Genomic DNA, 22,598 nt, shown 5'->3' with positions numbered 1-22,598 from the left:
CGGCGGCGCCGTACGCCGCCCAGTCGCCGGCGGCGAGTGCGGCCTGCTTGTTCTTCAGCGCCTGCGACGCCTGGTTCAGCAGTGCCTGCACCTCGTCGCTCGGAGCCGCGGGAGTCTCCTCGCCCTCGCCGCCCTCCTCGGCCGGCGGCGGGGTCGCACCCGGATCCACCTCGTTGTCGCCCGCGTCGGCGCCGGAGTCGCCGCCGAAGAGCACATCGAGCGCGAGGTCGAGCGTGTCCTGGAAGGCGATCTGGTCGCCGAAGGCGACGAGCACCTTCTGCAGCAGCGGGTAGCTCGTATTACCGGTCGACTCGACGTAGACCGGCTGCACGTAGAGCAGGCCGCCGCCGACGGGCACAGTGAGCAGGTTGCCGTTGATCACGTTCGACTGGCCCTGCTTCAACAGGTTGAGCGATTGCGAGACCGTGGGATCGGAGTTGAACTTCGCCTGCACCTGGCCCGGGCCGGGCACGTTGTCGTCTTCGGGCAGCGTCAGCAGCCTGAGCTTGCCGTAGCCGTCGGCGCGCTCACCGTCGGTCGCGCCCGCGTCGGCGTCGACCGCCAGGTAGCCGCGAAGCACGTTGCGACTCTGCTCGCCTCGCGCCTCGGGGATGAAGGTCGAGTAGAGCGAGTAGCTCGGTTCGTCCTGACCCGGCATCTGCATCGTGAGGTAGTAGGGCGGCTGCAGCAGCGTGCTCCCGGTGTCGGCGGTCGGGTCCTTCGGCGTCGTCCACGCGTCTTCGCGCGAGTAGAACGGGATCGCTTCGGTCACGTGATAGCGACCGAGCACCTCGCGCTGCACCTTGAACAGGTCGGACGGGTAGCGCACGTGGGCCATGAGGTCGCCCGACATCTTGCTCATCGGCTCGATCGTCGTCGGGAAGACCTTCTGCCAGGTCTGCAGGATCGGATCCTCTTCATCCCACGCGTAGAGCGTGACCGTGCCGTCGTACGCGTCGACGGTGGCCTTCACCGAGTTGCGGATGTAGTTGACGTCGTCGAAGGCGAGCGTCGGGGCCTGGGTCTCGCTGTCGGCGATCGCCTCGCTCATGCTGACCTTGTTGGAGTAGGGGTACTGATCGGAGAGCGTGTATCCGTCGACGATCCACACGACCTTGCCGTCGACGACCGACGGGTAGGTGTCGGTGTCGAGCCTCAGGTACGGTGCGACCTTCTGCACGCGCTCGACGGGGTCACGGTCGTAGAGGATCTGCGAGTCGGTCGTGACCTGGTCGGAGAGGAAGATCTGCTCGGACTGGAACTTCAGTGCGTAGACGAGCTTCGTGAAGGCGTTGTCGAGCTTCGGACCGCCGTCGCCCTCGAAGGTCGTCTGCGTCTGGTCGGCACCCTCGGAGCCCGACGGGTAGTCGAGCTCGATCGGCTTCGCATCCTTCGGCGCACCGACGATCGAGTAGGCCGGCGAGTTCTCGCCGAAGTACACGCGCGGCTGGAAGTCCCCGAGCACGCCCGACGACGGGATGCCCGACTGGAGGAACACCGGCTGCCCGTCGACCGAGCGCTGGTTGCCCGCCGCGGCGACGAGACCGTAGCCGTGCGTGTAGACGAGGTGCGAGTTGAACCAGGTCTCGGCGTCGCCGAGGCCGGAGAGGTCCACATCGCGCACCGCCACGACGGTGTCTTGCGAGGCGCCGTCGATCTCGTAACGGTCGACGTCGAGGGCCGACGGGAACTGGTAGTACTGGCGGAACTGCTCGAGCTGCTGGAACGCGGGGCCGATCACGAGCGGGTCCATGAGGCGGATGCTCGCAGTCGTCGCGGCATCGGCACGCAGCGCGCCCTGCTCGGCATCGGTCTTCGCCTCGAACGGGATCTCCTCGACGTCGGCGATGCCGTACGCATCACGGGTGAGGTCGATGTTGCGCTGGATGTAGGGCTCTTCGAGCGAACGCGCGCTCGGGTCGACCTGGAAGCGCTGGATGACCCAGGGGTAGAGCGAACCGATGAGGAGGCTCGACACCACGAGCAGCGCCGTGCCGACGAGCGGCAGGCGCCAGCGCCCGATGATCGCCGTGATGAAGAAGAGCACGGCGACGACGGCCGCGATGGCCGCGAGGATGCCCCGGCCCGGAATCGTCGCGTTGACGTCGGTGTAGGAGGCGCCCGTGATGAGCGAGCCCGTCTCGGTCACGGTCGCGTACTGGTCGAGCCAGATGCTGACGGCCTGCAGGAGCAGGTAGATGCCGGCGGTGACGGCGATCTGGATGCGAGCCGACTTCGAGATGACGACCTCGCGGCCGCTCACCCGGAGGGCGCCGTAGAGGTAGTTCGTGGCGATCACGAGCAGCAGCGACAGCAGCACGACCGCCGAGGCGAAGCCCACGAGCGATCGGTAGAACGGCAGCTCGAACACGTAGAAGCCGACGTCGAATCCGAACTGCGGGTCGGTCGTGCCGAACGGCGTGCGGTTCAGCCACGCGAGCGTGCCCTCCCACCGCGTCGAGGCCGAGACGCCGGCGAAGATGCCGAGCACGATCGGGATGCCGTACATCGCGAGCCGCCGCAGCGGCTCGAAGACCTCTTGGTACCGGTCGAGCTGCGAGTTCAGCTTCGCGTAGACGGGCCGCGATCGGTAGGCGATCTGGATGGAGCCCCACACGGGCAGCGCCATGGCCACGAAACCGATGAGGAACAGCACGATGCGTGCGATCCACTCGGTGGTGAGCACCGAGAGGAAGCCGAGCTGGTCGTACCAGAGCACGTCGGCGTAGATGCCGGCGAAGGCGAAGAACGCGACGACGAGCACGGCGACGACGCCGATCGTGATCGCGATCGGAGCGCGCCTGCGCTGGATCCTCGGTTCTTGCGGCTGTGCTGACACTCTCGGCCTCGTGTTCGGTCGGGATGGGATCGGGATTCCATCCTAGGGTCGAGTTCCTTTGAATCGCCTGTCACGCAGGGCAGGAGGCGTACGACCCCGTCAGCTCGCCGTCGGCGACGTCTTCGACGATCGCACGGGCCTGGTCGAGGGTCTCCACCGCGAAGACGGTGACGCCGTCGGGCACGTTGCCGCTCACTTCGTCGCAGTTCGACTCGGGGGCCAGGAACCAGTCGGCGCCGGCGCCCTCCGCGCCCCAGAGCTTCTGACGGATGCCGCCGATCGGTCCGACACGGCCGGCCGAGTCGATCGTGCCCGTGCCGGCGATGATCTCGCCGCCCGTCATGGCCCCGGGCGTGAGCTTGTCGACGATGCCGAGCGCGAACATCATGCCCGCGCTCGGGCCTCCGACGTCGTCGAGCTGCAACTCGACGTCGATCGGGAACTCGTAGACCATGCGCACGCCGATGCCGAGTACGGCCCTGTCGTCGCGCACGGTGGGCGTCACCTCGACGGTGAGCGGTCCGCCGTCGCGAATGATCTCGATCTGCGCCGGTTCATCGGCACCGTGCTCCCGCACCGCCGTCTGCAGCTCGTTGATCGAGTGTACCTCGGTGCCCTCGAAGCTGACGATGACGTCGCCCTCTTCGAGGATGCCGTCGGCGGGCGACCCGTCGAGCAGGCCCGCGACGGTCACCTCGCGCGGGAAGTCGTAGCCGAGCTCGACGAGCGCCGCAGCGATGGCGTCCTGCTGGGAATCGACCATCGCGGCCTGGTTCTGGGCGTCGCGGTCTTCACTGCTGATGCCGGGCGGGAAGATCGCCTCGAGCGGGATGACCGAGCGGGTGCGGTCGAACCAGGCGGCGAGCACCTCGAGCCAGCTCGGCGTCTGCCCGGGGCGCCCCACGACAGAGACCGTGAGCAGGTTGAGTTCGCCATCGGTGGGATAGGTGGTCTCATCGGGGATCTCGATGAGCGGCACCTCTTCGGCGTCGGCGTTCTCGGCGACGCCGAGGGTGTCGTACACCGGCCCGGGCTGCTCGATCACGTACGGCGAGGGGAGGAACGCGAAGAGCACGGCGATCACGATCGCGACCGTGAGCGCAGCCCATCCGATGCGCTCCCGCAGGGGACGCCGACCCGTGGCCGGATCGGACGTCCAGCCGGAGTCCTCCGACACTGGGGTCTCGTCGTCGAAGATGCTCAACCGACATCCTTCCGGGCGGGTGTTGGAACTCGCGTGCCGGCCCTGTTCGCGAAGGGCGGACACCCGGAACGCCCAGCCTAGGCCATTTCCCAGACACTCCGCCGTGCCCCCGCGTTACGGTGGAACCAGACGCGACTGGGAGGTGGCGAAAGTGGCCGATCGGCAAGACGAGCCCGACGACCGGAGCCCCGAAGACGAGTTCCGCGAGATGCTCCGCGAGATGCTGTCCGGCGGCGGTGGCATCGATCCCTCGAGCCTCGCCGGAGCTGCCGGCCTGCCCAACGACCCCGCGAGCCTCGCCGCCCTGTTCGCGCAACTGCAGCAGGCGATGAACAAGGCCGACGACGGCATCGACTGGAGCGTCGCCGTGCGCCAGGGCGAAGAGCGCGCCGCGACCGGGCAGCGCCAGATCGCCGACGACGAGCGGGCACGGTTCGACCAGGCCTTCCAGGTCGCCTCGCTGTGGCTCGACGAGTCCGTCGACTTCGGCGCGCTGCCGACCACGCCCGAGCTGCTGACACGACGCGCTTGGGTCGCCGCCACGATGCCCATCTGGTCGCAGCTGGCCGAGCCGGTCGCGCTCTCGATCTCCGATGCCCTCACCCGGGTGATGAGCGAGCAGGCTCCCGAAGAGATGCGTTCGATGATCGAGGGCGCGAGCCGCATGATGCGCGGCATCGGCGGGGCGCTCTTCGCGATGCAACTGGGTCAGGTCGTCGGCCAGCTCGCCACCGAGGTCGTCTCCGGCGGCGACGTCGGCATCCCCCTCCTCGACGACGGCCGAGCCGCGATCCTGCCGCAGAACGTCGCCGAGTTCGGCAACGACCTCGACATCCCCACCGACCAGATCGAGCTCTACCTCGCCGTGCGCGAACTCGCCCACGCGCGCCTCTTCCGGCACGCGCGCTGGTTGCGCCTGCACCTCATCACGGCGATCACGGCATTCGCACGGGGCATCGACATCGACACCGAACGCCTCGAAGAGCTCGCAGAGGGCTTCGACCCGTCGAACACCGAAGAACTGCGCAACGCCGTCGTCAACGGCGCACTCATCCGTGCGAAGAGCGAGTCGCAGCAGGCGGCGCTCGCCCGCCTCGAGACGATGCTCGCGCTGGTCGAGGGCTGGGTCGACGCGGCGACAGCCGACGCCACGGCTCGACTGCCGAAGTCCGTCGCCATCGCCGAGACGATCCGTCGCCGCCGCGCTTCGGGCGGTCCCGCCGAGTCCGCCTTCGCGACCCTCGTCGGCCTCGAACTCCGCCCCCGTCGTCTCCGCGAGGCCACCGCCATGTGGCGCGCGGTCACCGATGCGGTCGGCATCGAGGCGCGCGATGCGCTCTGGTCGCACCCCGACCTGCTGCCGACTGCCGAAGACCTCGACGACCCCGCCGCCCTGATCGCCCGCCTCACCGGCACCGAGACGACCGAGGCCGACGACGAGTTCGACCAGGCGCTCGAGCAGCTGCTCCGCGGCGAGACGCCGGCGGCGCCCGGCGAAGACGGCGAAGAACCCGCGAGCTGACCCGCGGCACCCTGACGATCTGAACCCCGCCGCAGCGCACCGCACGGACCTGGTTCGCGCGCGCACGGTCGCCTGTGGAGGGATTCCGCGCCGTGCTGCGCGAATCCGGCATGCTCTCGGCATGTCACCGCGCATCGACCCGGTCCTCCCCATCGTGTGGCGCACCCCAGCCGAGTTGCAGTTCGGCGCGAGACCGCGCGTCGTGCTGCGCGATCCCGGCGAGTTCGAGACCGGACTCGTCTCGGCGCTCCGACACGGCGCTTCGACCTCGACTCTCGTGACCATCGGCACCGCGCTCGGCGGCACCGTTGAGGCCGTGCACGCACTCCTCGAGCTGCTCGCACCGGCCTTCGAGCCGGCGACGGATGCCGCGGCATCCGTTCGATCGCCGCGATGCGTCGCCGTCGACGCGCCGCCCGAGGTCGGCGACCGACTCGCCGAGCATCTCGCACTGCTCGGCTACGAACCGGTGCCCGCCGCCGAAGCCGCGGTCGAGAGCACGGCGCTCGCGATCGTCGCGGCGACCTGGGTGGTCTCCCCCGGGCGGCACCTGCCGTGGCTGCGCGCAGACGTGCCGCATCTCGCGATCGTGTTCGACGACGAGGGCACCCGCGTGGGTCCGCTCGTCGAGCCGGGAGACGGGCCGTGCCTGCGCTGCCTCGAGCTGGCGCGACGCGACGACGACCCCGCGTGGCCCGTGATCGCCGCGCAGCTCGCCGGTCGGCCGGCCGCGAGCTGCACGCCGAGAGCGGTGCACGACGCCGCCGCGTTCGCGGCGTCGCTCGTCGACGACCGCCTCGCGGGCGCGCGCACTCCCCTGCGGGGCGCCTCGATCAGGCTCGGGCGACCGGGCGAGACCGTGCCGGCGACGCTGCACCGCCGGCACCCCGAGTGCGGGTGCCGAGTTCCTGCAGGAATCGCGACGGCTCCCGTTCGCCTCGATAGCCGCCGCCCTGACGCGGCCAGCTCAGCTCGAGGCGCCGCCGTGCCCGCGTGATGCCGACGTAGAGCAGCCGCCGCTCCTCGTCGATCGCGTCGAAGCTCTTCGCGTAGGCGATGGGCAGCATGCCCTCGGTGAGCCCGACGATGTGCACCTGGTCCCACTCGAGGCCCTTGGCCGAGTGCAGGGTCGCAAGGGTCACCGCGGCCACCGTCGGCTCGTGCTGCGCCTCGGCGCGCGCACGGAGCTCGTCGGCGAACCCGCGGAACGTCGTGCCGGGCGGTGCGTCGTCGACGAGCCGGGCGATCGCGTTCAACGACTCCCATCGGGCGCGCACGGCGCCGGGGCCGTCGGGCGCCTGCGCGCCCCAGCCGAGGGCGCGCAGCACGTCGCTGACCGACTTGAAGAGCGGTTCACCGGCGACCGTCAGGGCGGCGGCGCGCAGGGCGTGCACCGCCTCGCGCACCTCGGGCTGGTCGAAGAAGCGCGAGGCGCCGCGCACCCGCGAGGCCACCCCGACCTCGTCGAGCGCGCGCTCGAGGATCGCCGTCTGCGAGTTCACGCGCATCAGCACCGCGATGGACTCGGGCGCAGTGCCGGCGTCGATGCTCGCGCGGATGCGGGTCGCGACACCGCGCGCCTCGGCGAGGTCGTCGGCGTACTCGGTGATCGTGGGCTCGGCGTTCGGTTTCGGCGCGCCCGACGACTTCGGCGCAGTCGGTGACGTCGCGGCGGCCGGCGCCGGTCTGCTGCTCGCCGACGTCGGCGCCGCGGCATCCGTCTCGTCGTTCGCGGTGACCGCCTCGAGGCGCAGCGCGCCGGCGCGACCCCGCATGAGCCGGTTCGCCGTGTCGACGATCTCGGTCGTCGAGCGGTAGTTGCGTTCGAGGCGCACGACCGTGGCGCCCTCGTAGCGACGCTCGAAGTCGAGCAGGTAGTCGGCGCTCGCACCCGCGAACGAGTAGATGGTCTGGCTGGCGTCGCCGACGACGCAGAGGTCGCGGCGGCCTCCGAGCCAGAGGTCGAGCAGCTGCTGCTGCGCGGGCGAGACGTCCTGATACTCGTCGACGATGAAGTGGCGGTAACTCTCGCGCACGTGCATGGCGACGGATGCCTCGGACTCGATCATGCCGGCCATGGCGAGCAGCACGTCTTCGAAGTCGAGCATGCGCCGCTCGTCCTTCAGCGACTCGTAGGCGTCGACGACGGCGAGGAACTGGTCGGCCGTGAGATTGCCCGGCGCGCCGCGCGTCGCCAGTCGTGTCGCGTAGGTCTCGGGCCCCGACCCCGAGACCTTGCGCCACTCGATCTCGGCCGCGACATCGCGCAGCGTCGCGGTGTCGACCCGCACCCGTGCACGCTCGGCGGCCTGGCCGAGCAGTCGCCCCTTGAACTCGAGCACGCGGGGCGCGCCGCCGCCGACGACGATCGGCCAGAAGTGGTTGAGCTGCGCGAGGGCCGCGGCGTGGAAGGTGCGCGCCTGCACGGCGCCGGCGCCGAGCACCCGCAGCCGCGCCCGCAGTTCGGCCGCGGCTCGCGAGGTGAATGTGAGGGCCATCACCCGCGCCGGGTCGTAGGTGCCCGACGCGACCCCGTAGGCGATGCGGTGGGTGATCGCCCGGGTCTTGCCGGTGCCGGCGCCCGCGAGCACGCACACGGGACCCAGCAGCGCCTCGGCCGCGACGCGCTGCTCGTCGTCGAGCGCGTCGAGCAGGGGGTCGGATGCCGCGGTCACGACGTCGACCAGGCGAGCCCCGTGCCCTCGGCGTCGAGGGGTCCGCCGAACCAGCGTTCGAGGAGCCAGCGCGCGATCGAGATGCCGCCCGGCAGGCCGATCTCGCCGTGCGCCGCCACGATCTCATCGCGCGAGAACCAGCGCAGCTCGAGGATCTCCTCACCGTCGGGCACCGCCGACGACGGATCGACGGATGCCGCGATGCGCGCCGTGAACCCCAGCATGAGGCTCGCCGGGAACGGCCACGGCTGCGAGGCGACGTACTCGACCCGATCGACGAGGATGCCCGCCTCCTCTTCGATCTCGCGCACCACTGCTGCCTCGAGCGCCTCGCCCGGCTCGACGAAGCCCGCGAGCAGCGAGTAGCGGTGCTGCGCCCAGAGGGCGTTCGAGCCGAGCAGCACGCGGTCGTCGTCGTCGGTGACGAGCACGATGACGGCGGGATCGGTGCGCGGGAAGTGCAGGCTGTCGTCGACGCTGCATCGCCGCGCCCACCCTGCCTGAACCGGAACCGTCTCGGCGCCGCAACGCGGGCAGTGGCCGTGACGCTCATGCCAGTTGGCGAGCGCGACGGCCTCGACGAGGAGGCTCGCGTCGCGATCGTCCAGCACTGCCGCCGCCTCGCGGAGTCCCTGCCACCTGGCCGTTTCGAGCTCGATCTCCGCCGCGGCATCCGCATCGAAGACCCGCAGCTCGAAGCGCGAGCCGTCGGCCCTGCCGAGGTAGCAGCGCAGCACCGGCGCGGGGAGTTCCTGCGGGTGCGTCAGCTGCAGTGCCGGGGCCGAGCCGTCGACGCGTTCTGCGATGAGCGCCTGCCCGCGATGCACCGCGACGACGCGGGTCTCGGGGTCGGCGTCGAGCGACGTCTCGAGCTCGAGATCGGCGCGCGACGCGGCATCCCGGTCGATCGTCGAACGCGCGAACACCGGCGATGTCGGTTCGATCACGTGCCACCCCTCGATGCCCGGGTCGGAGTCGGAGTCGGCCGGAAGGCGTGGCGGTCGCCCGCAGCCGCGATTGCCTGCTTAAGCTGAATGCCATGGCCAGACCTCCTCTCACTCTAGCCGCGTTGGCCACGGCGGCGGTGCCCGGACTCGAGGTGCGGGCGGTGCGTGCGCACACCCGCAAGAGCCACGGTGCATTCGACGCAGTGCTGCTGCGCACGACCGACGACCGCATGCTCGTGCTGCGGGTGCCCCGCTCCCAGTCCGCCGAATCCGAGCAGTCCGCCGACCTCGTGGCGCTCCGTGCGCTCACCCCGGGCATCCGCTCCCGCCTGCCGTTCGAGATCCCCGAGCTCGTCGGCCAGGCGCCCATCGACGGCACCCGTGCCGTCGTCACGACCTTCGTTCCCGGAGCCGTGCGGTCCGCCGACGAACTCACCGAGCACGACGGCATCGCGACGTCGGTCGGCCTCGCCCTCGCCGCGGTGCACGCACTGCCGACCGGGTTCATCGCCGACGCCGGCCTCTCACGCCAGACGGCCGACGAGTCGCACGAGGCCGTCGTCGAGCTCATCGGCCGTGCCGCCGACACCGGCCACCTGCCCGCCGCGCTGCTGCGTCGATGGGAGGAGGCGACCGACGACTCCGCGCTCTGGCGGTTCCGCCCGACCGTCGTGAACGGCGCCCTGGCGGCCGATTCGCTGCTCGTCGACGGCGATGCCGTGACCGGTCTGATCGGCTGGTCGGCACTCGCACAGGGCGACCCCGCCCGCGACCTGCACTGGCTGCTCACCTCGCGGGGCGCCGCTGCCGAGCGCGCGCTCGACGCCTACTTCGGGGCTCGCGCCGGCGAGGCCGACGGACACCTGCCGCAGCGCGCCCTGCTCTACGGCGAGCTCGAGCTCGCGAAATGGCTGCTGCACGGCGTCGAAGCCCGCGACGAGGCGATCATCGCCGATGCCGTCGGCCTGCTCGACGGCCTCGTCGAGAGCGTGCACGACCATTCGAGCGAGCCGCTCTCCCCCGACACCGGACCCGTGCTCACCGTCGGCGACGTCGAGCGAATGCTCGACGAGACGCCGCGCGACGCCCTGCCGCGGGAGGCCGGGGCGAGCCTGCTCACCGACAGCTACGACTTCTCCGACCTCGAGCGCCGTGAGGCCGGTGAACGCATGACCGCGCCGTTCGACGCGACCGCGTCGATCCCCCTCGATCTCTCGGACTGGGGCGACGCCGCTCAGAGCGACGACGACGGCACCGGCGCGGATGCCGCGACCGACGCCCAGGCCCGCCGCAACGCCGCTTCGTCGTAGATGGCGTCGGGTCTGATGACCTGGTCGTCTTCGACGAAGTAGAAGACCGCGTCGATCGCGTCAGGCTCGATGCCCGCCCAGTTCGCGTAGGCGAGGCGGTAGAGCGCGAGCTGCGTCTGCTTCAGTTCGAGGTCGTGCGCATCGCGCGGGGCCTTGCCGGTCTTCCAGTCGACGACCTGGTGGCGGATGCCGCGGCGCCCGAGCTCGCTCGACGGCTCGACGTCGAATACGGCGTCGAGCTTGCACACGAAGACGTTGTCGCCGATCGGCAGGTGCAGCTCGATCTCGACGGCCGATGGCTTGCGACCGCCCCACTCCGAGGCCTCGAACGTCGCCTGCAGCTGCCGCAGCCGCTCGGCGGTGGGGTCGGCGACCCGCTCGTCGAGCGGGATGTCGAGCTCGGCGTACACGTCGAGGCCGTCGAGCGCGTCGATGGCGGCGGCCTCGAGCTCACCGGTCGAGCGCTGCTCGACCCACTGGTGGAACAACGTGCCGATGCGGGTCGCCCGGTACGGCCGTTGCGGCATCGGCCGGCGCAACTGCGCGGCGACCGCTGCGGGATCGTCGACGTAGTCCTTGAACCGCGAGGCGGGCACGCGCACGGGTACCTCGGCGGTGCCCGGCCCCTCGGCGCGGCGCCGGCGCTCTTCGAGCAGCAGCCTGATGCGGTCGGCGAGCACCGGGCCGATGCCCTCGCCGCTCGGTCGTGCGGCCGCGGCGCGCACCGCCTCTGCGGCGGCGACGACAGCAGGTCGACGGATGCCGAGCGGGTCGAGTGGCCAGCGCACGCGTTCGGTCGAACCTGCGCGCGGGTTCTCGTCGTGCTCGGGAGCGCTGGGCAGCACCCCAGCCCCGATCACCCCGGCGGTCACGAGCTCGCGCAGGAAGGGGCTCGGCTTGCGCGGCGCCTTCTGGCTCGCCCACCACGACCCGGTCAGCAGCAGGTCGCTGCGTGTTCGGGTCAACGCCACGTAGGCGAGACGCCGCTCCTCTTCGGCGTGGCGCTGCTTGTTCTCCTCCGCGAAGTCGCCGACGGCACGATCGAAATCGGCCTGGCTCTGCACACCGCGCCACTGCAATTCGGGCAGCTCGTCGGCATCGCCCTTGAACTCGTTGGGCAGCTCGCCGAACGAGAGCCAGCCCTTCGACGAGCGCGGTTTCGAGGGCAGTTCGTCGTCGACCATGCGCGGAATCGCCACGACGTCCCACTCGAGGCCCTTCGATCCGTGGATCGAGAGCACCTGCACGGCGCCCGGCTCGGGCTCGTCTTGTCGAGGTGCGAGCCGGTCGCGCTGCTCGGCCTCGGTGAGCCAGCCGAGGAACGCGCCGAGCGTGGCGTGCTCGGAGACCTCGGCGAAGCCGGCGAGCAGCTCGTCGAACGCCTCGAGGCTCGGCGCCCCGAGCGGCTGGGAGGAGTTCGCGGCGACCTCGATGTCGAGCAGCAGTTCTTGCTGCACGAGGCTGACGAAGTCGACGAGGCCGAGACCGGCACGGCGCCGCAGCGATTGCAACTGCGCGCCGGCACGTCGCATACGGGAGAGGCCGATGTCGCTGAACGCGGCCAGCGCCGAGTGCGAGTCGGGGGCCACGAGCAGGAAGTCGAGGGCGTCGACGATCGAAGGCGACTCGTCGGGTGCGATCGACGCGCGGAGCCCGGCGCGCACCTCGTCACCGAGGCGCCGGGTCGAGAGATCGCGATCGGCGAGCCACTTCGCGAGCGAGTGCAGAGCGGCGAGGTCGGCCGGGCCGATGCGCCAGCGCGCACCGCCGAGCACCCGCACGAGCTCGGAGCCCGCGGTGGGGTCGTTCAGCACCCGCAGCACGCACACGAGGTCGGCGATGACCGGCTGGTCGAGCAGGCCCGCCATGCCGAGCACGTGCACGGGAACGCCCCGGGCACGGAGCGCCGCGGTGAAGATGCCGACGTTCGCGAACGTGCGGCAGAGCAGCGCGCCGCTGCGGGGCGCCGGCTCGCCCGGGGCGCCGCGGCCGGCCCGCCCGAGGCGCTCGGCGAACCACGTCGCGACGAGGTCGGCCTCGAGTTCGATGGTCTCGGCCCATGCCGCCTCGAGTCGGCCCGGCTGCGCGAACGGCGAGGCCCCGAGGGGCGCCTTCGGAATGCCGGCGTCGAGCGGCAGGATCAGCGTGTTCGCACCCTCGAGCACGATCTTCGGGTTGCGCCAGCTCGTCGACAGGTCGTAGACCGCCGCGTCGCCTCCGGGTGCGAAGTCGCGGCCGAAGCGCGCGAGGTTCGCCGCACTCGCGCCGCGCCATCCGTAGATCGACTGGTCGGGGTCGCCGACCGCCATGACCGACTGCTCGCCGAACAGGGCTGAGAGCAGGCGCGTCTGCACGACGCTCGTGTCTTGGTACTCGTCGAGCAGCACGGTGCGATAGCGCTCGCGGTGCGCGGCGACGACCTCGGGGTGGCGTTCGCAGATCGCGAGGGCGAGGGCGACCTGGTCGGAGAACTCGACGAAGCCCTGCTGCTGCTTCGCCTCGGCGTACGCGTCGGCGAGTTCGAGCAGCGGCGGCAGCGCACCGACGATGCCGAGGGCGTCGACGAACGACGCGAAGTCGGTGCGCTTGCGCGGCGCCTCGATGGGCAGCCCCTCCATCGCGAGGAAGTCGCGGGTCATCGCGCGCACGTCGCGGCTGTCGGCGACGTTCTCGGCGAGCGCGCGGCTGAGCGAGAGAACGGCGCCGGTGACCTTGTCGAGCGAGGCGTCGAGCTCGACGAGCCTCGGGTCGGCGGAGGCCGCGACGACCGAGCGGGCGAGCTGCCAAGCGGATGCCTCGCCGAGCACTGCCGCGTCGGGCTCGCGCCCGATGAGCATCGCGTGCTCGCGGTAGATGGCGCTCGCGAAGGCGTTGTAGGTGCCGACCGACGCGGACTCGAGCGGGTCGAGCGAGACCTCGGCGATGCCGAGCGAGACGAGCTGGGCGATGCGCTCGCGGATGCGCTCGGCGAGCTCGCCCGCGGCCTTGCGGGTGAAGGTGAGGCCGAGCACCTCGGGCACCGCGACATGCCCGTTCGCGAGCATCCAGACGACGCGGTTGGCCATCGTCTCGGTCTTGCCGCTGCCGGCCCCGGCGACGACGATGCTCTGGCCGTGCGGGTCGGCCTCGATCACGGCTCGCTGTTCGGCGGTGGGCGCGTGCAGGCCGAGCCTCGCAGCGATGTCGGCGGCGGCGATTCCTGTGGCGACGCGGCCCTCTGCGGCGCTCATGCCGACACCGCCGGCACGAGGTGCACGCGGTACTGCCAGCCGCCGAATCTCGAGCGGTAGCCGAGCTCTGCCGGCCCGTCGAACTCGCTGCCCGACATGGTGCGGGCGACGTCGCCGAGTCGTTCGCGGAACGCCGCCTCGGCCTCGTCGTCGAACGGCTGCTGGGCGCGCTCGGTGAAGGCGTTGCCGCGCGTGGGCTTGGCGAGGTACACGAGCTTCGCCCCGCCGAGCGTGCCCTCGTTCGGCACCTCCCCGGCCCGCGCTGCCAATTGGTACGCGGCGAGCTGCGGGTGCGCGGCCGTCTCGGCCGCCGACGGCGGGGTGCGCCCGGTCTTCAGGTCGACGATCACCGTGGTGCCGTCGGCCGAGGCCTCGACGCGGTCGATCGTGCCCGAGATGCGCACGCGCCCGATGACGAGGGTGAAGCGCCCTTCGGCTCCGAGCAGCACCTTGCCGTCGTCGACGAAGTTCGCGAGGTAGTCGGATGCCCCTTCGGCCATGCGCCGTGCGCCGCGACGCTCGCGCTCGGCCACCCAGCCCGCCTCGAAGCGCAGCTCGCGCCATCGCTCTTCGACGGCCGCCCACAGCGTCTCGATGCTCGTGTCGCCGTCGTCGCGGGCACCGGCCTCTTCGACCACGGCGTGCACGATCGTGCCGATCGAGGCCGCGAGGCCCGAGGGCGGCGATGCCACATGGTCGATGAACCAGCCGAGCGGCGACTCCTCTGCCCGATCGATCTGCGAGGGCGAGACCGAGACCAGCGCCTCAGGGTCGCCATCGAGGTCGACGAGCGGAGCCGTGGTCGACGGCTCGGCGAGGCCGTACCACTCGTCGGGGTGAGCGCCGGGCACGCCCTGCTCGGCGAGCAGGGCGAGGGCGGCGGGCGCCTCGCCGCCGCCGGAGCTCGTGGCCTCTTCGCGCAGGGCGCCGACGAGTCCGCGCAGGTGCAGCGGACGGCGGCGGGCGGTCTTGATGCGCTCGCTCGCGTAGCCCATGAGCATCGACGGCTGCTCGTCGTCGTTGGCCGTGCAGCTGAGCACGAGCTGCCGGCTCGCGCGCGAGGCCGCGAGCACGAAGAGCCTGAGCTCGTCGCCGCGCACGGAGGCACGTGCTTCGGCGACCGTCTCGGGCGCAGGAAGCGGTGCGCCGGCGCGGGCTGCGGCGACCACGCGAGGCAGGAGCGCCGCGTGCAGCAGGGTGCCGCGGGGGCGGAGGTTCGGCCAGACCCCGTCTTGCAGGCCCGCGATCACCACGACCTCGAACTCGCGGCCGATGACGGCGGGCGGGGTGGTCACCACGACGGTCTCGGCCGAGCGCTGCGGCGCGAGGGAGTCTTCGGGCAGCTCGCTCGCGAGCACCTCGTCGACGAAGCGCACGGGCGGCGCCTCGGGCTCACGCTCGACGAACCGCTGTGCGGCGGCGAACAGGGCCACGGCAGCGTCGAGTGCGCGGTTGGCCTCTTCTGCCAGCACGCCCGTGCCTGCGGCCTGCGCAGACCATTCGTTGGCGAGCCCGCTGCCCTCCCAGATCGACCAGAGCACCTCTTCGATCGTGCCGCCGCGAAGTGCGACGCCGCGAGCCGTCGCGAGCAGCTTCGCGAGCCGTGCAGCTCGACGCGCGGGCGCCGCGTCGATCGTCTCGAACCCGCCTGGCGCGCCGAGTGCCTCGACGAGCAGCTCGTCGGCCGTGCGCGAGCCCTCGTTCGCGAGCTCCTCGTGCCGCAGGGCGAGTCGGAGCCGCCGCAGGCCGACGCTGTCGAGCCGGCCGATCGGCCCGGTGAGCACGGTCACGGCGAGCTCGGGAGTGAGGGGATCGCGGTCGAGCACGAGCGAGGCTGCCGCGAGCAGCGCCGCAGCAGCGGGGGCGTCGCGCAGCGCGGTTCGGGCGGCGTTGCCGGCGGTCGGCACGTCGGCGAGCGCGAGGCCGCGTTCGAAGGCGGGCACATCGCCGCCCGAGCGCAGCACGACGGCCATCGATGCCCACGGCACGCCGTCGAGCAGGTGGCGCTCGCGCAGCACTGCCGCGACCGCCTGGCACTCGGCGGCATGCGAGGGAGCCTCGATACCGAGCACGGCGGCGAGCGGGTCGACCTCGGCGTCGGCCGGCATCTCGCGCACGGCCGAGCGGTGCGTGCCGCCGAGAGCCGTGCCGATGTGGCCGCTGACCGACTGCACGATCGAGCGCAGTTCGGGCCGGCCCCGGTGCACGACAGGCAGTTCGACGCGCTGCACGGCGCCGGCGCCGAGCACCGACCCGAGGGAGCCGAGCAGTTCGGCGCGCCCGCCGCGGAATCCGTTGGAGGCGACATCGGGATCGCCGAGCGCGATGACCGCGACGCCGCGAGCGGCGAATGCGCCGAGCAGCGCGGCGGTCGACTCGGTCGCCTCCTGCGCGTCGTCGACGACGATGAGCCGCACGCGAGCGAGCAGACCGAGGGCCGCCTCGGCCGAGGCATCCGTCGTGCTGTGTCGCACGATCGCGGCGGCGAAGGCGCCGAGTTCCGACGAGTCGTACTGGTTGGGGCGCAGCTGCGCCTTCACCTCGTCGTACTCCTCGAGGAATGCGGCCGCGGCGACCCACTCGGGGCGGCCGGTGCGCTCTCCGAGCGCGGCGAGCGTTGGCGCGTCGACCCCGTGCTCGACGGCCCGCATGAGCAGGTCGCGGAGCTCTGAGCGGAACCCTCGGAGCACGCGCACCTCGGGCGTCAGCGGGTCGGGCCAGACCGGCCCGAACCCATCGCGGATGCCGCCCTCGAGCAGCTCGCCGATGATCTGGTCGTGCTCGGCGCCCGTCAGCAGCGTCACCGGGGCACCCGTGAACGCGCGCACGAGCTGGAAGGCCAGCGAGTTCGCAGTTCGGGCGAGCGGCCCCCGCGTGGTCACCCCGAGTCGCACCGCGAGCCGGTCGCGCAGCGCGGTGGCCGCGACACGCGTCGCCGAGAGCACGAGCACCTCGTCGGTGGCGTGGCCGAGCCGCTCGATGCGGTCGGCGACCAGCTCGATCGCGAACGTCGTCTTGCCGCTGCCCGGCGCCCCGAAGACCGCCACGTGCTCGTCTGCCGCGAGCCTCGAAACGGGGGCGTCGGATGTCGCGGTGACCTGCATGTCGGCAACGCTAACGGGTTCCGCCGACAGTGAACCTGCACCGGCCCCGCGAGCCGGTGTCGTAGGGTTGGCGCAAGAGCAGAAAGGCGTACCGTGGACGTTCGCATCGGCATTCAGAACTCCCCCCGTGAACTCGGTTTCGAGACTTCGCAGTCAGCTGCGGAGGTCGAGCAGGCGGTCGCCGCGGCCCTCGCCGGCCAGTCGCCGCTGCTGACCCTCACCGACGACAAGGGCACCCGCTACGTCGTGCCCTCGGCCGCCCTCGCCTACGTCGAGATCGGTTCAGAGGAGTCGCGTCGCGTCGGATTCGTCGCCTGACATGGAGCTCATCTTCGTCGTCGTCGGCGGCGCCATCCTGGGCCTCGCAACGCAGTTCGTCGTGCCGCTCCGGCACCTCCGGGGCGTTGCTGTGGGCTCTGCGATCGGCGCCGGCGTCGCCGCCGTCGTGTGGGTCGCACTGACCTGGCTCGGCTGGGCATGGGACGGCGGATGGATCTGGGTCGCGGCCCTCGTGGCCTCGGCACTCGTGCCCGCTGCGGTGCTGTACGTCATCTCCCCGCGCCGTGAGCGAGAGGATGCCGCGCTCTTCGAGCGCCTCTCCCGCCCGGGCGTGGTTCGCGCCTGACGCGAACCACGACGCTCGGCCGTGGGTCGAGCGCGCACGGGCAGGCCTCTGCGTGCGTGCACGCCGATGATTCGTGGCGCGCTCAGGCCGTGAGGCCGAGCGCGTCCATGCGACGTGTGTGCGCCGCGATGAGCTCGGTGAAGACCGGCTCGACGTCGGCGCCGCGATCGCGCGAGTCCGACGCGCGCAGCGCCGACCGTGCGATCAGCAACGTGTCGCCGACAAGACTGCGCCCCCAGAGGGCGAGCCGGTCGGCGAGGCCGGGTTCCGCCGCGATCGCGGCGAACAGTTCGTCGTGCAGCACGCCCGCCGACGCCTCGTCTTCGGCGAGGATCGCGCGCACCCGCGTCGCGAGTTCGCCGGGCAGGCCCTCGGCGAGCCGGGAGAAGTAGTCGTCGAGCATGCCCGCGGTGACGTGGATGCCCAGCAGCAGCTCGTACCAGTCGGCGCCGGCGCTCGCCAGGCGGAATCGCTCCGCCGCGGGCGCGAACGGCGCCATCACCTCGACGGGCTCGACGCCGAGGCGACGCAACTCGGCGATCAGCGCATGGTGCTGGCGCAGCGCACCGCCTGCGGCGCGGCTGAGCCCCTCCTTCGCCGACAGCGTCGGCGCCGTCGCGACGGAGCGTGCGAGCGACTCGAAGAACTCGAGCTGGATGTAGGCGGCCTGGCCGAGGAACGGCACTGGCTCGGGAACGAGTTCGGTGAAATCCACCTTCGCGAGCGCGGTCGGCGCGACACGCGGGCGCAGCCGAGGCATCTCGGGGCGCGGAAGGCGCCGATTCGACCAGAAGACCACGCAGACAGCCTATCCGAGGCATTGCGGGAGTCTCGGCTCCAGAAGACCACGCAAACGGCCCATCCGGGGCGTTCAGGGAGTCTCGGATAGGGTAGAGGGTGCATGCGGGCGATGGATCCGCAGCCGTGCGCCTGGAGTTGAGAACGGGGCGCGCATCCGACCGCCACCTCGAGCAACACGAACAGGCAGACTTTTGACCACTTTCACCGACCTCGGCATCGCGTCCGACATCGTCGACGCCCTCGCCGGGAAGGGCATCATCGATGCCTTCCCCATCCAGGAACAGACCATCCCCCTCGCCCTCTCCGGGCAGGACATCATCGGCCAGGCCAAGACCGGCACCGGCAAGACCTTCGGGTTCGGCCTGCCGATCATCCAGCGCCTCGGCGACGACCCCGAGGGCGGCGTCAAGGCGCTCGTCGTCGTGCCGACCCGCGAACTCTGCGTGCAGGTCACCGAAGACCTCGAGCTCGCGACATCCAACCGCCCGACCAAGATCGTGTCGATCTACGGCGGCAAGGCGTACGAAGGCCAGATCGAGCAGCTCAAGGCCGGCGCGCAGATCGTCGTCGGCACCCCCGGGCGTCTCCTCGACCTCGCCTCGCAGCGCCTCCTCTCGCTGAAGAACGTTCAAGAGATGGTGCTCGACGAGGCCGACAAGATGCTCGACCTCGGCTTCCTCGCCGACATCGAGAAGCTCATGGCGCAGACGCCGGCGACCCGCCACACGATGCTGTTCTCGGCCACCATGCCGGGCCCGATCGTGGCTCTCGCCCGCCGCTTCATGGTGCGCCCCATCCACATCCGCGCGACCGACCCCGACGAGGGCCTCACGCAGGCGAACATCAAGCACCTCGTCTACCGGGCGCACTCGCTCGACAAGGACGAGGTCATCTCGCGCATCCTCCAGGCCGAGGGCCGCGGCAAGACCGTCATCTTCACGCGCACGAAGCGCGCGGCGGCCAAGCTCGTCGAAGAGCTCAACGACCGCGGCTTCAACGCCGCCGCCGTGCACGGCGACCTGAACCAGGACCAGCGCGAGCGCGCCATGGCCGCGTTCAAGGCCGGCAAGAAAGACGTGCTCATCGCCACGGATGTCGCGGCGCGCGGCATCGACGTCGACGACGTGACGCACGTCATCAACCACACCATCCCCGACGACGACAAGGCGTACCTGCACCGCGTGGGCCGCACCGGCCGTGCCGGCAAGACCGGCATCGCGGTGACGTTCGTCGACTGGGACGACCTGCACAAGTGGGCGCTCATCAACCGCGCCCTCGAGTTCGGCCAGCCCGAGCCGACCGAGACGTACTCGTCGAGCCCGCACCTCTTCTCCGACCTCGACATCCCCGCCGGTACCAAGGGCCGCCTGAAGCCGTCGTCCGCGGTCGCCGCGCCGACCCGCTCGGCGACGGCCGGTCGCAGCGAGGGTCGCTCGGGCGGTCGCTCAGAGGGCCGCTCCGGCGGTCGCTCCGAGGGCGGGTCCGAGCGAGCGGATGCCGGCGCGGAGCGCGCCCCGCGTACCCGCAGCCGCAACCGCACGCGCGGCGGCAAGCCGGCCGGCGAGACCTCGACGGTCGCCACCGAGTCGGCGTCGACCGAGTCGGCTGGAGCCCCCGCTGCGCACGCTGCCCCGGCCGAAGCCGTCGCCGTCAAGGAGCCCGGCACGGGCACGCACGACGGCAAGGGCCACGAGCACCACGACGGCAACGCCGCTCCCCCGCGTCGCCGCCGTCGCCGCGGCCCCCGCACCGGTGGCACCACGCCCCAGGTGTAACCAGGCAGATACGTCTCAGCGCCCGCTCGGCTTCGGCCGGACGGGCGCTGTGCGTTCGGCTGCTTCACGCCGGAGGACTTTGCACGGATACCTCCCGTCGAAGGTCCTGTCGCAGTCGGTCGGCCGTCGCGACATCTGCGGCGTCGTGGTGCGTTCGAGGCCAGGTCCAGGCGGAGCGCAGGATGAAGGCCAGGAGCAGCACCTCGATTCCGATGGAGAGGCCGTAGAAGAAGGCCCACTCCCAGGTCGCCCCTGCCGCGTTGAACACCGAGTACGGGATGTAGAGCGATGCCACGATGAGGTTCGTGGCGCGGTTCACCCGGGCGGGCAGCGTCATGGAGAGCATCACCATCAGGGCCGGGATCGCCACGGACGCGAGCATGACGGTCAACAACGTCGGGCTGACGTCGAACCTCCAGACGAGGCCATTGAGGATGCCGTCGACGACGCCGGGCTTGTAGAGGTTGAAGAAGTCGACGTAGATGTACAGGAACATGAAGCTGGTCCATGCGGCGGCGAGCTTGGCTCGCACGGAGATCGGCGGGTCGGCGAGCACGTGCGGGGTGTTCGTTCGGATGGTCATCGGTTCTTCTTTCGAGAGGAGCGGTCCGTCCGCCGGAGTGGCGGCAGGTCTTGGCGTGCGAGCGCACGGGTCGGGTCGTTCTGGTCGGGGCGCTCGTCAGACGGTGATCACGACCTTCCCTCGGGTGTGGCCGGCCGCGACATGGCGGAGGGCGTCGGCTGCGTCATCGAGGGGGTAGGTGCGGTCGATGACGGGCGTGACCTGCCCGGTCGCGAGCAGGTCGGCCAGGGTGAGCAGGTCCTGGCGCTCCTCGACCGACGTGAAGGGCTTCAGGTGCTGACGGGTGAACCCGGACCGCACGCGCGCTGTGATGATGCGCCCGATGGGGCCGATCCAGCGGCCGCCGTGTCCGCTGTTGGGGATCAGGGTGCCGGTGGGCGTCAGCGCTCGGCGGACAGCCGCGAGCGGCTGGGCTTCCACGTTGTCGAGGATGACGTCGTAGCGCTGCTCGGCGCGGGTGAAGTCGGTCTCCGTGTAGTCGACGACGTGATCGGCACCGAGTGAGCGGACCAACTCGACGTTGCGGGTGCTGCACACCCCCGTCACCTCGGCGCCGAGGGCCTTGGCGATCTGTACGGCGAAGGACCCCACACCGCCCGACGCGCCCGTGACCAGCACCGTCTGGCCCGGTTGAACGTTCGCGATCTTGCGCAGTGCCTGCAACGCCGTCAGGGCTGACGTGGCCACCGCTGCCGCGTGCACGACCGACACGTTGGCGGGCACGGGCACGAGGTTGTCCGCCGGGACGCAGGCGTACTCCGCGAGCGTTCCAGCGGTGCTCCAGCCGAACACCTCGTCGCCGGGGCGGAGCGCGGTGACGTCCTTCCCGACCGCTGCCACCACGCCTGCGAGATCCCTGCCGGGGATGCCGTGGCGCGGCCGGCGGAGCCCGAACACCAGGCGCACCACGTACGGCTCCCCGGTCATGACGAAGTAGTCGCCAGGATGCACCGCGGCGGCACCCACCTGAACGAGCACATCGCCTCTACCGGGCGACGGGATCCCGACCTCGGACGACGCGAGCACCGACGGCGGGCCGTAGCGGTGCTGGACGGCGGCCCGCATCGTCGCCGCCCCAGCCCCACCCGACCCCGACACCAGGCGTTGTCCTGCATTCGATGGCTGTTCGATTCCCACAGAAGACTCCTCACATCCGAGTGGCGACGTCGCCGGTCGTACGCTGTACTTCGTACGCTGTACCACGAGTAGTACACCGTACTATTGTCGTACGCTGGACGATTGTCAAGCCGTTTGAGCGAGCGAGGGGACCCGTGTCCGCGAAGGAACGACGCCAGGTCGCATCAGACGCCGGGCTGAGCAAGCAGCGAGTGGTGGCCGAGGCGGTCCGGCTCGCCGACCGCGAGGGGGTCGACGGGCTGAGCATGCGCCGACTCGCTGGCGAGCTCGGCGCGGGAGCGATGTCGCTCTACTACTACGTGGCGAGCAAAGACGAGCTGCTGGACGCCATGATCGACATCGTGTTCGAGGAGATCGAACTCCCGCCCGAAGACACCGACTGGCAGTCGGCCATGCGACAGGAGGCGGTATCCACCCGACAGGTGCTCGCACGCCACCCGTGGGCGATCAGCCTGATGGAGTCGCGGACGACCCCGGGCCCCGCGAACCTCCGCCACCGCGAAGCGGTCACCGCCTGCCTGCGAAAGGCCGGCTTCTCGGTCCTGACGGCGACGCACGCCAACTGGACACTCAACAGCTATGTCTACGGTTACGCCCTGCAGGCGTCCAGCCTGCCGTTCGAAACCGCCGACGAGCTCGCGGACATGACCGAGGACGTCTACCTGCCCCAGCTTCCTCCTGACGAGTTCCCCTACCTCAACGAGTCCGCCGCGGCGCTCGTCGCTGCCGGCTACGACCCGACGGAGGAGTTCATCTTCGGTCTCGACCTCGTCTTGGCCGCCCTCGAGCCCCTGAGAGTCTCCGCATAGCGACGCTCAGTCACGGGCAGGCAGACCCATGTCCTGC

15 protein-coding genes are annotated in these 22,598 nt (G+C 71.2%); 6 read left to right on the top strand and 9 right to left on the bottom strand.

Features of this window, described 5'->3' with window-relative positions; genetic code table 11:
* On the bottom strand, window positions 1-2,839 hold a 2,839-nt coding region (locus BJY17_RS18260), incomplete at its 3' end, for a UPF0182 family membrane protein (protein WP_179552626.1).
* Window positions 2,840-2,909: 70 nt separating this feature from the next.
* Entirely contained in the window at window positions 2,910-4,043 is a 1,134-nt protein-coding gene (locus BJY17_RS18255; protein WP_246303769.1) for a YlbL family protein, read from the bottom strand.
* 151 nt (window positions 4,044-4,194) lie between these two features.
* Here BJY17_RS18255 and BJY17_RS18250 point away from each other — a divergent pair, with 151 nt between their 5' ends.
* Window positions 4,195-5,565 (top strand): zinc-dependent metalloprotease, encoded by a 1,371-nt coding sequence (locus tag BJY17_RS18250; RefSeq protein ID WP_322789893.1) that lies wholly within the window; start codon window positions 4,195-4,197, stop codon window positions 5,563-5,565.
* An 833-nt stretch (window positions 5,566-6,398) separates the two neighbouring features.
* Here BJY17_RS18250 and BJY17_RS18245 read toward each other — a convergent pair.
* Both BJY17_RS18245 and nudC read right to left on the bottom strand, forming a co-directional pair.
* Entirely contained in the window at window positions 6,399-8,240 is a 1,842-nt protein-coding gene (locus BJY17_RS18245) for an ATP-dependent helicase (RefSeq protein ID WP_179552625.1), read from the bottom strand.
* Complete coding sequence (gene nudC, locus BJY17_RS18240; RefSeq protein WP_322789892.1) at window positions 8,237-9,187, bottom strand: NAD(+) diphosphatase; 951 nt, start codon at window positions 9,185-9,187, stop codon at window positions 8,237-8,239. Before nudC ends, BJY17_RS18245 begins: the two co-directional genes overlap by 4 nt.
* Before the next feature lie 92 nt (window positions 9,188-9,279).
* Here nudC and BJY17_RS18235 point away from each other — a divergent pair, with 92 nt between their 5' ends.
* Window positions 9,280-10,497 (top strand): phosphotransferase, encoded by a 1,218-nt coding sequence (locus tag BJY17_RS18235; protein WP_179552624.1) that lies wholly within the window; start codon window positions 9,280-9,282, stop codon window positions 10,495-10,497.
* On the opposite strand, the gene BJY17_RS18230 is transcribed toward BJY17_RS18235, so the two are convergent.
* Together BJY17_RS18230 and BJY17_RS18225 are read right to left on the bottom strand one after the other, a co-directional pair.
* Window positions 10,422-13,727: an ATP-dependent DNA helicase gene (locus tag BJY17_RS18230; protein ID WP_179552623.1), complete on the bottom strand. Its 3,306-nt coding sequence runs from the start codon at window positions 13,725-13,727 to the stop codon at window positions 10,422-10,424. The two genes, BJY17_RS18235 and BJY17_RS18230, sit on opposite strands and share 76 nt — an antisense overlap.
* Window positions 13,724-16,831 (bottom strand): UrvD/REP family ATP-dependent DNA helicase, encoded by a 3,108-nt coding sequence (locus tag BJY17_RS18225; RefSeq protein WP_179552622.1) that lies wholly within the window; start codon window positions 16,829-16,831, stop codon window positions 13,724-13,726. The genes BJY17_RS18230 and BJY17_RS18225 overlap by 4 nt, the downstream gene beginning before the upstream one ends.
* A 93-nt stretch (window positions 16,832-16,924) precedes the next feature.
* Here BJY17_RS18225 and BJY17_RS18220 point away from each other — a divergent pair, with 93 nt between their 5' ends.
* Together BJY17_RS18220 and BJY17_RS18215 are read left to right on the top strand one after the other, a co-directional pair.
* Window positions 16,925-17,149 carry a DUF3107 domain-containing protein gene (locus BJY17_RS18220; protein WP_056014418.1) on the top strand — a complete coding sequence of 75 codons (225 nt, stop codon included), beginning with the start codon at window positions 16,925-16,927 and terminating at the stop codon, window positions 17,147-17,149.
* A 1-nt stretch (window position 17,150) separates the two neighbouring features.
* The gene (locus tag BJY17_RS18215; RefSeq protein WP_179552621.1) at window positions 17,151-17,456 is read left to right on the top strand and encodes a hypothetical protein; all 306 of its coding nucleotides are present in this window, start codon (window positions 17,151-17,153) and stop codon (window positions 17,454-17,456) included.
* A gap of 82 nt (window positions 17,457-17,538) precedes the next feature.
* On the opposite strand, the gene BJY17_RS18210 is transcribed toward BJY17_RS18215, so the two are convergent.
* Window positions 17,539-18,255, bottom strand: coding sequence for a ferritin-like fold-containing protein (locus BJY17_RS18210; protein ID WP_322789891.1), 717 nt, complete (start codon window positions 18,253-18,255; stop codon window positions 17,539-17,541).
* A gap of 193 nt (window positions 18,256-18,448) precedes the next feature.
* On the opposite strand from BJY17_RS18210, the gene BJY17_RS18205 reads away from it, so the two are divergent.
* Window positions 18,449-20,032 carry a DEAD/DEAH box helicase gene (locus tag BJY17_RS18205; RefSeq protein ID WP_179552620.1) on the top strand — a complete coding sequence of 528 codons (1,584 nt, stop codon included), beginning with the start codon at window positions 18,449-18,451 and terminating at the stop codon, window positions 20,030-20,032.
* A gap of 64 nt (window positions 20,033-20,096) precedes the next feature.
* On the opposite strand, the gene BJY17_RS18200 is transcribed toward BJY17_RS18205, so the two are convergent.
* Window positions 20,097-20,615, bottom strand: coding sequence for a DUF6326 family protein (locus BJY17_RS18200; RefSeq protein WP_218889953.1), 519 nt, complete (start codon window positions 20,613-20,615; stop codon window positions 20,097-20,099).
* A gap of 96 nt (window positions 20,616-20,711) precedes the next feature.
* A complete protein-coding gene (locus tag BJY17_RS18195) occupies window positions 20,712-21,680 on the bottom strand; it encodes an NAD(P)-dependent alcohol dehydrogenase (protein WP_179552619.1) in 969 nt (322 codons plus the stop codon).
* A 266-nt stretch (window positions 21,681-21,946) separates the two neighbouring features.
* Between BJY17_RS18195 and BJY17_RS18190 the strand changes: the two genes are divergently transcribed.
* Window positions 21,947-22,561, top strand: a complete 615-nt coding sequence (locus BJY17_RS18190; protein ID WP_322789890.1) for a TetR/AcrR family transcriptional regulator — start codon at window positions 21,947-21,949, stop codon at window positions 22,559-22,561.
* Window positions 22,562-22,598: the final 37 nt, after the last annotated feature.

It is taken from the genome of Agromyces hippuratus (genome assembly GCF_013410355.1).
Lineage (GTDB): Bacteria > Actinomycetota > Actinomycetes > Actinomycetales > Microbacteriaceae > Agromyces > Agromyces hippuratus.
This window is presented reverse-complemented; position numbering and strand designations above follow the sequence as displayed.

What these genes read in the sequence shown, in the direction of transcription:
- BJY17_RS18235 (WP_179552624.1), top strand. Translation starts at nt 9,280, where the DNA reads ATGGCCAGACCTCCTCTCACTCTAGCCGCGTTGGCCACGGCGGCGGTG.
- BJY17_RS18230 (WP_179552623.1), bottom strand. Translation starts at nt 13,727, where the DNA reads ATGAGCGCCGCAGAGGGCCGCGTCGCCACAGGAATCGCCGCCGCCGAC.
- BJY17_RS18225 (WP_179552622.1), bottom strand. Translation starts at nt 16,831, where the DNA reads ATGCAGGTCACCGCGACATCCGACGCCCCCGTTTCGAGGCTCGCGGCA.
- BJY17_RS18215 (WP_179552621.1), top strand. Translation starts at nt 17,151, where the DNA reads ATGGAGCTCATCTTCGTCGTCGTCGGCGGCGCCATCCTGGGCCTCGCA.
- BJY17_RS18200 (WP_218889953.1), bottom strand. Translation starts at nt 20,615, where the DNA reads ATGACCATCCGAACGAACACCCCGCACGTGCTCGCCGACCCGCCGATC.
- BJY17_RS18195 (WP_179552619.1), bottom strand. Translation starts at nt 21,680, where the DNA reads ATGCGGGCCGCCGTCCAGCACCGCTACGGCCCGCCGTCGGTGCTCGCG.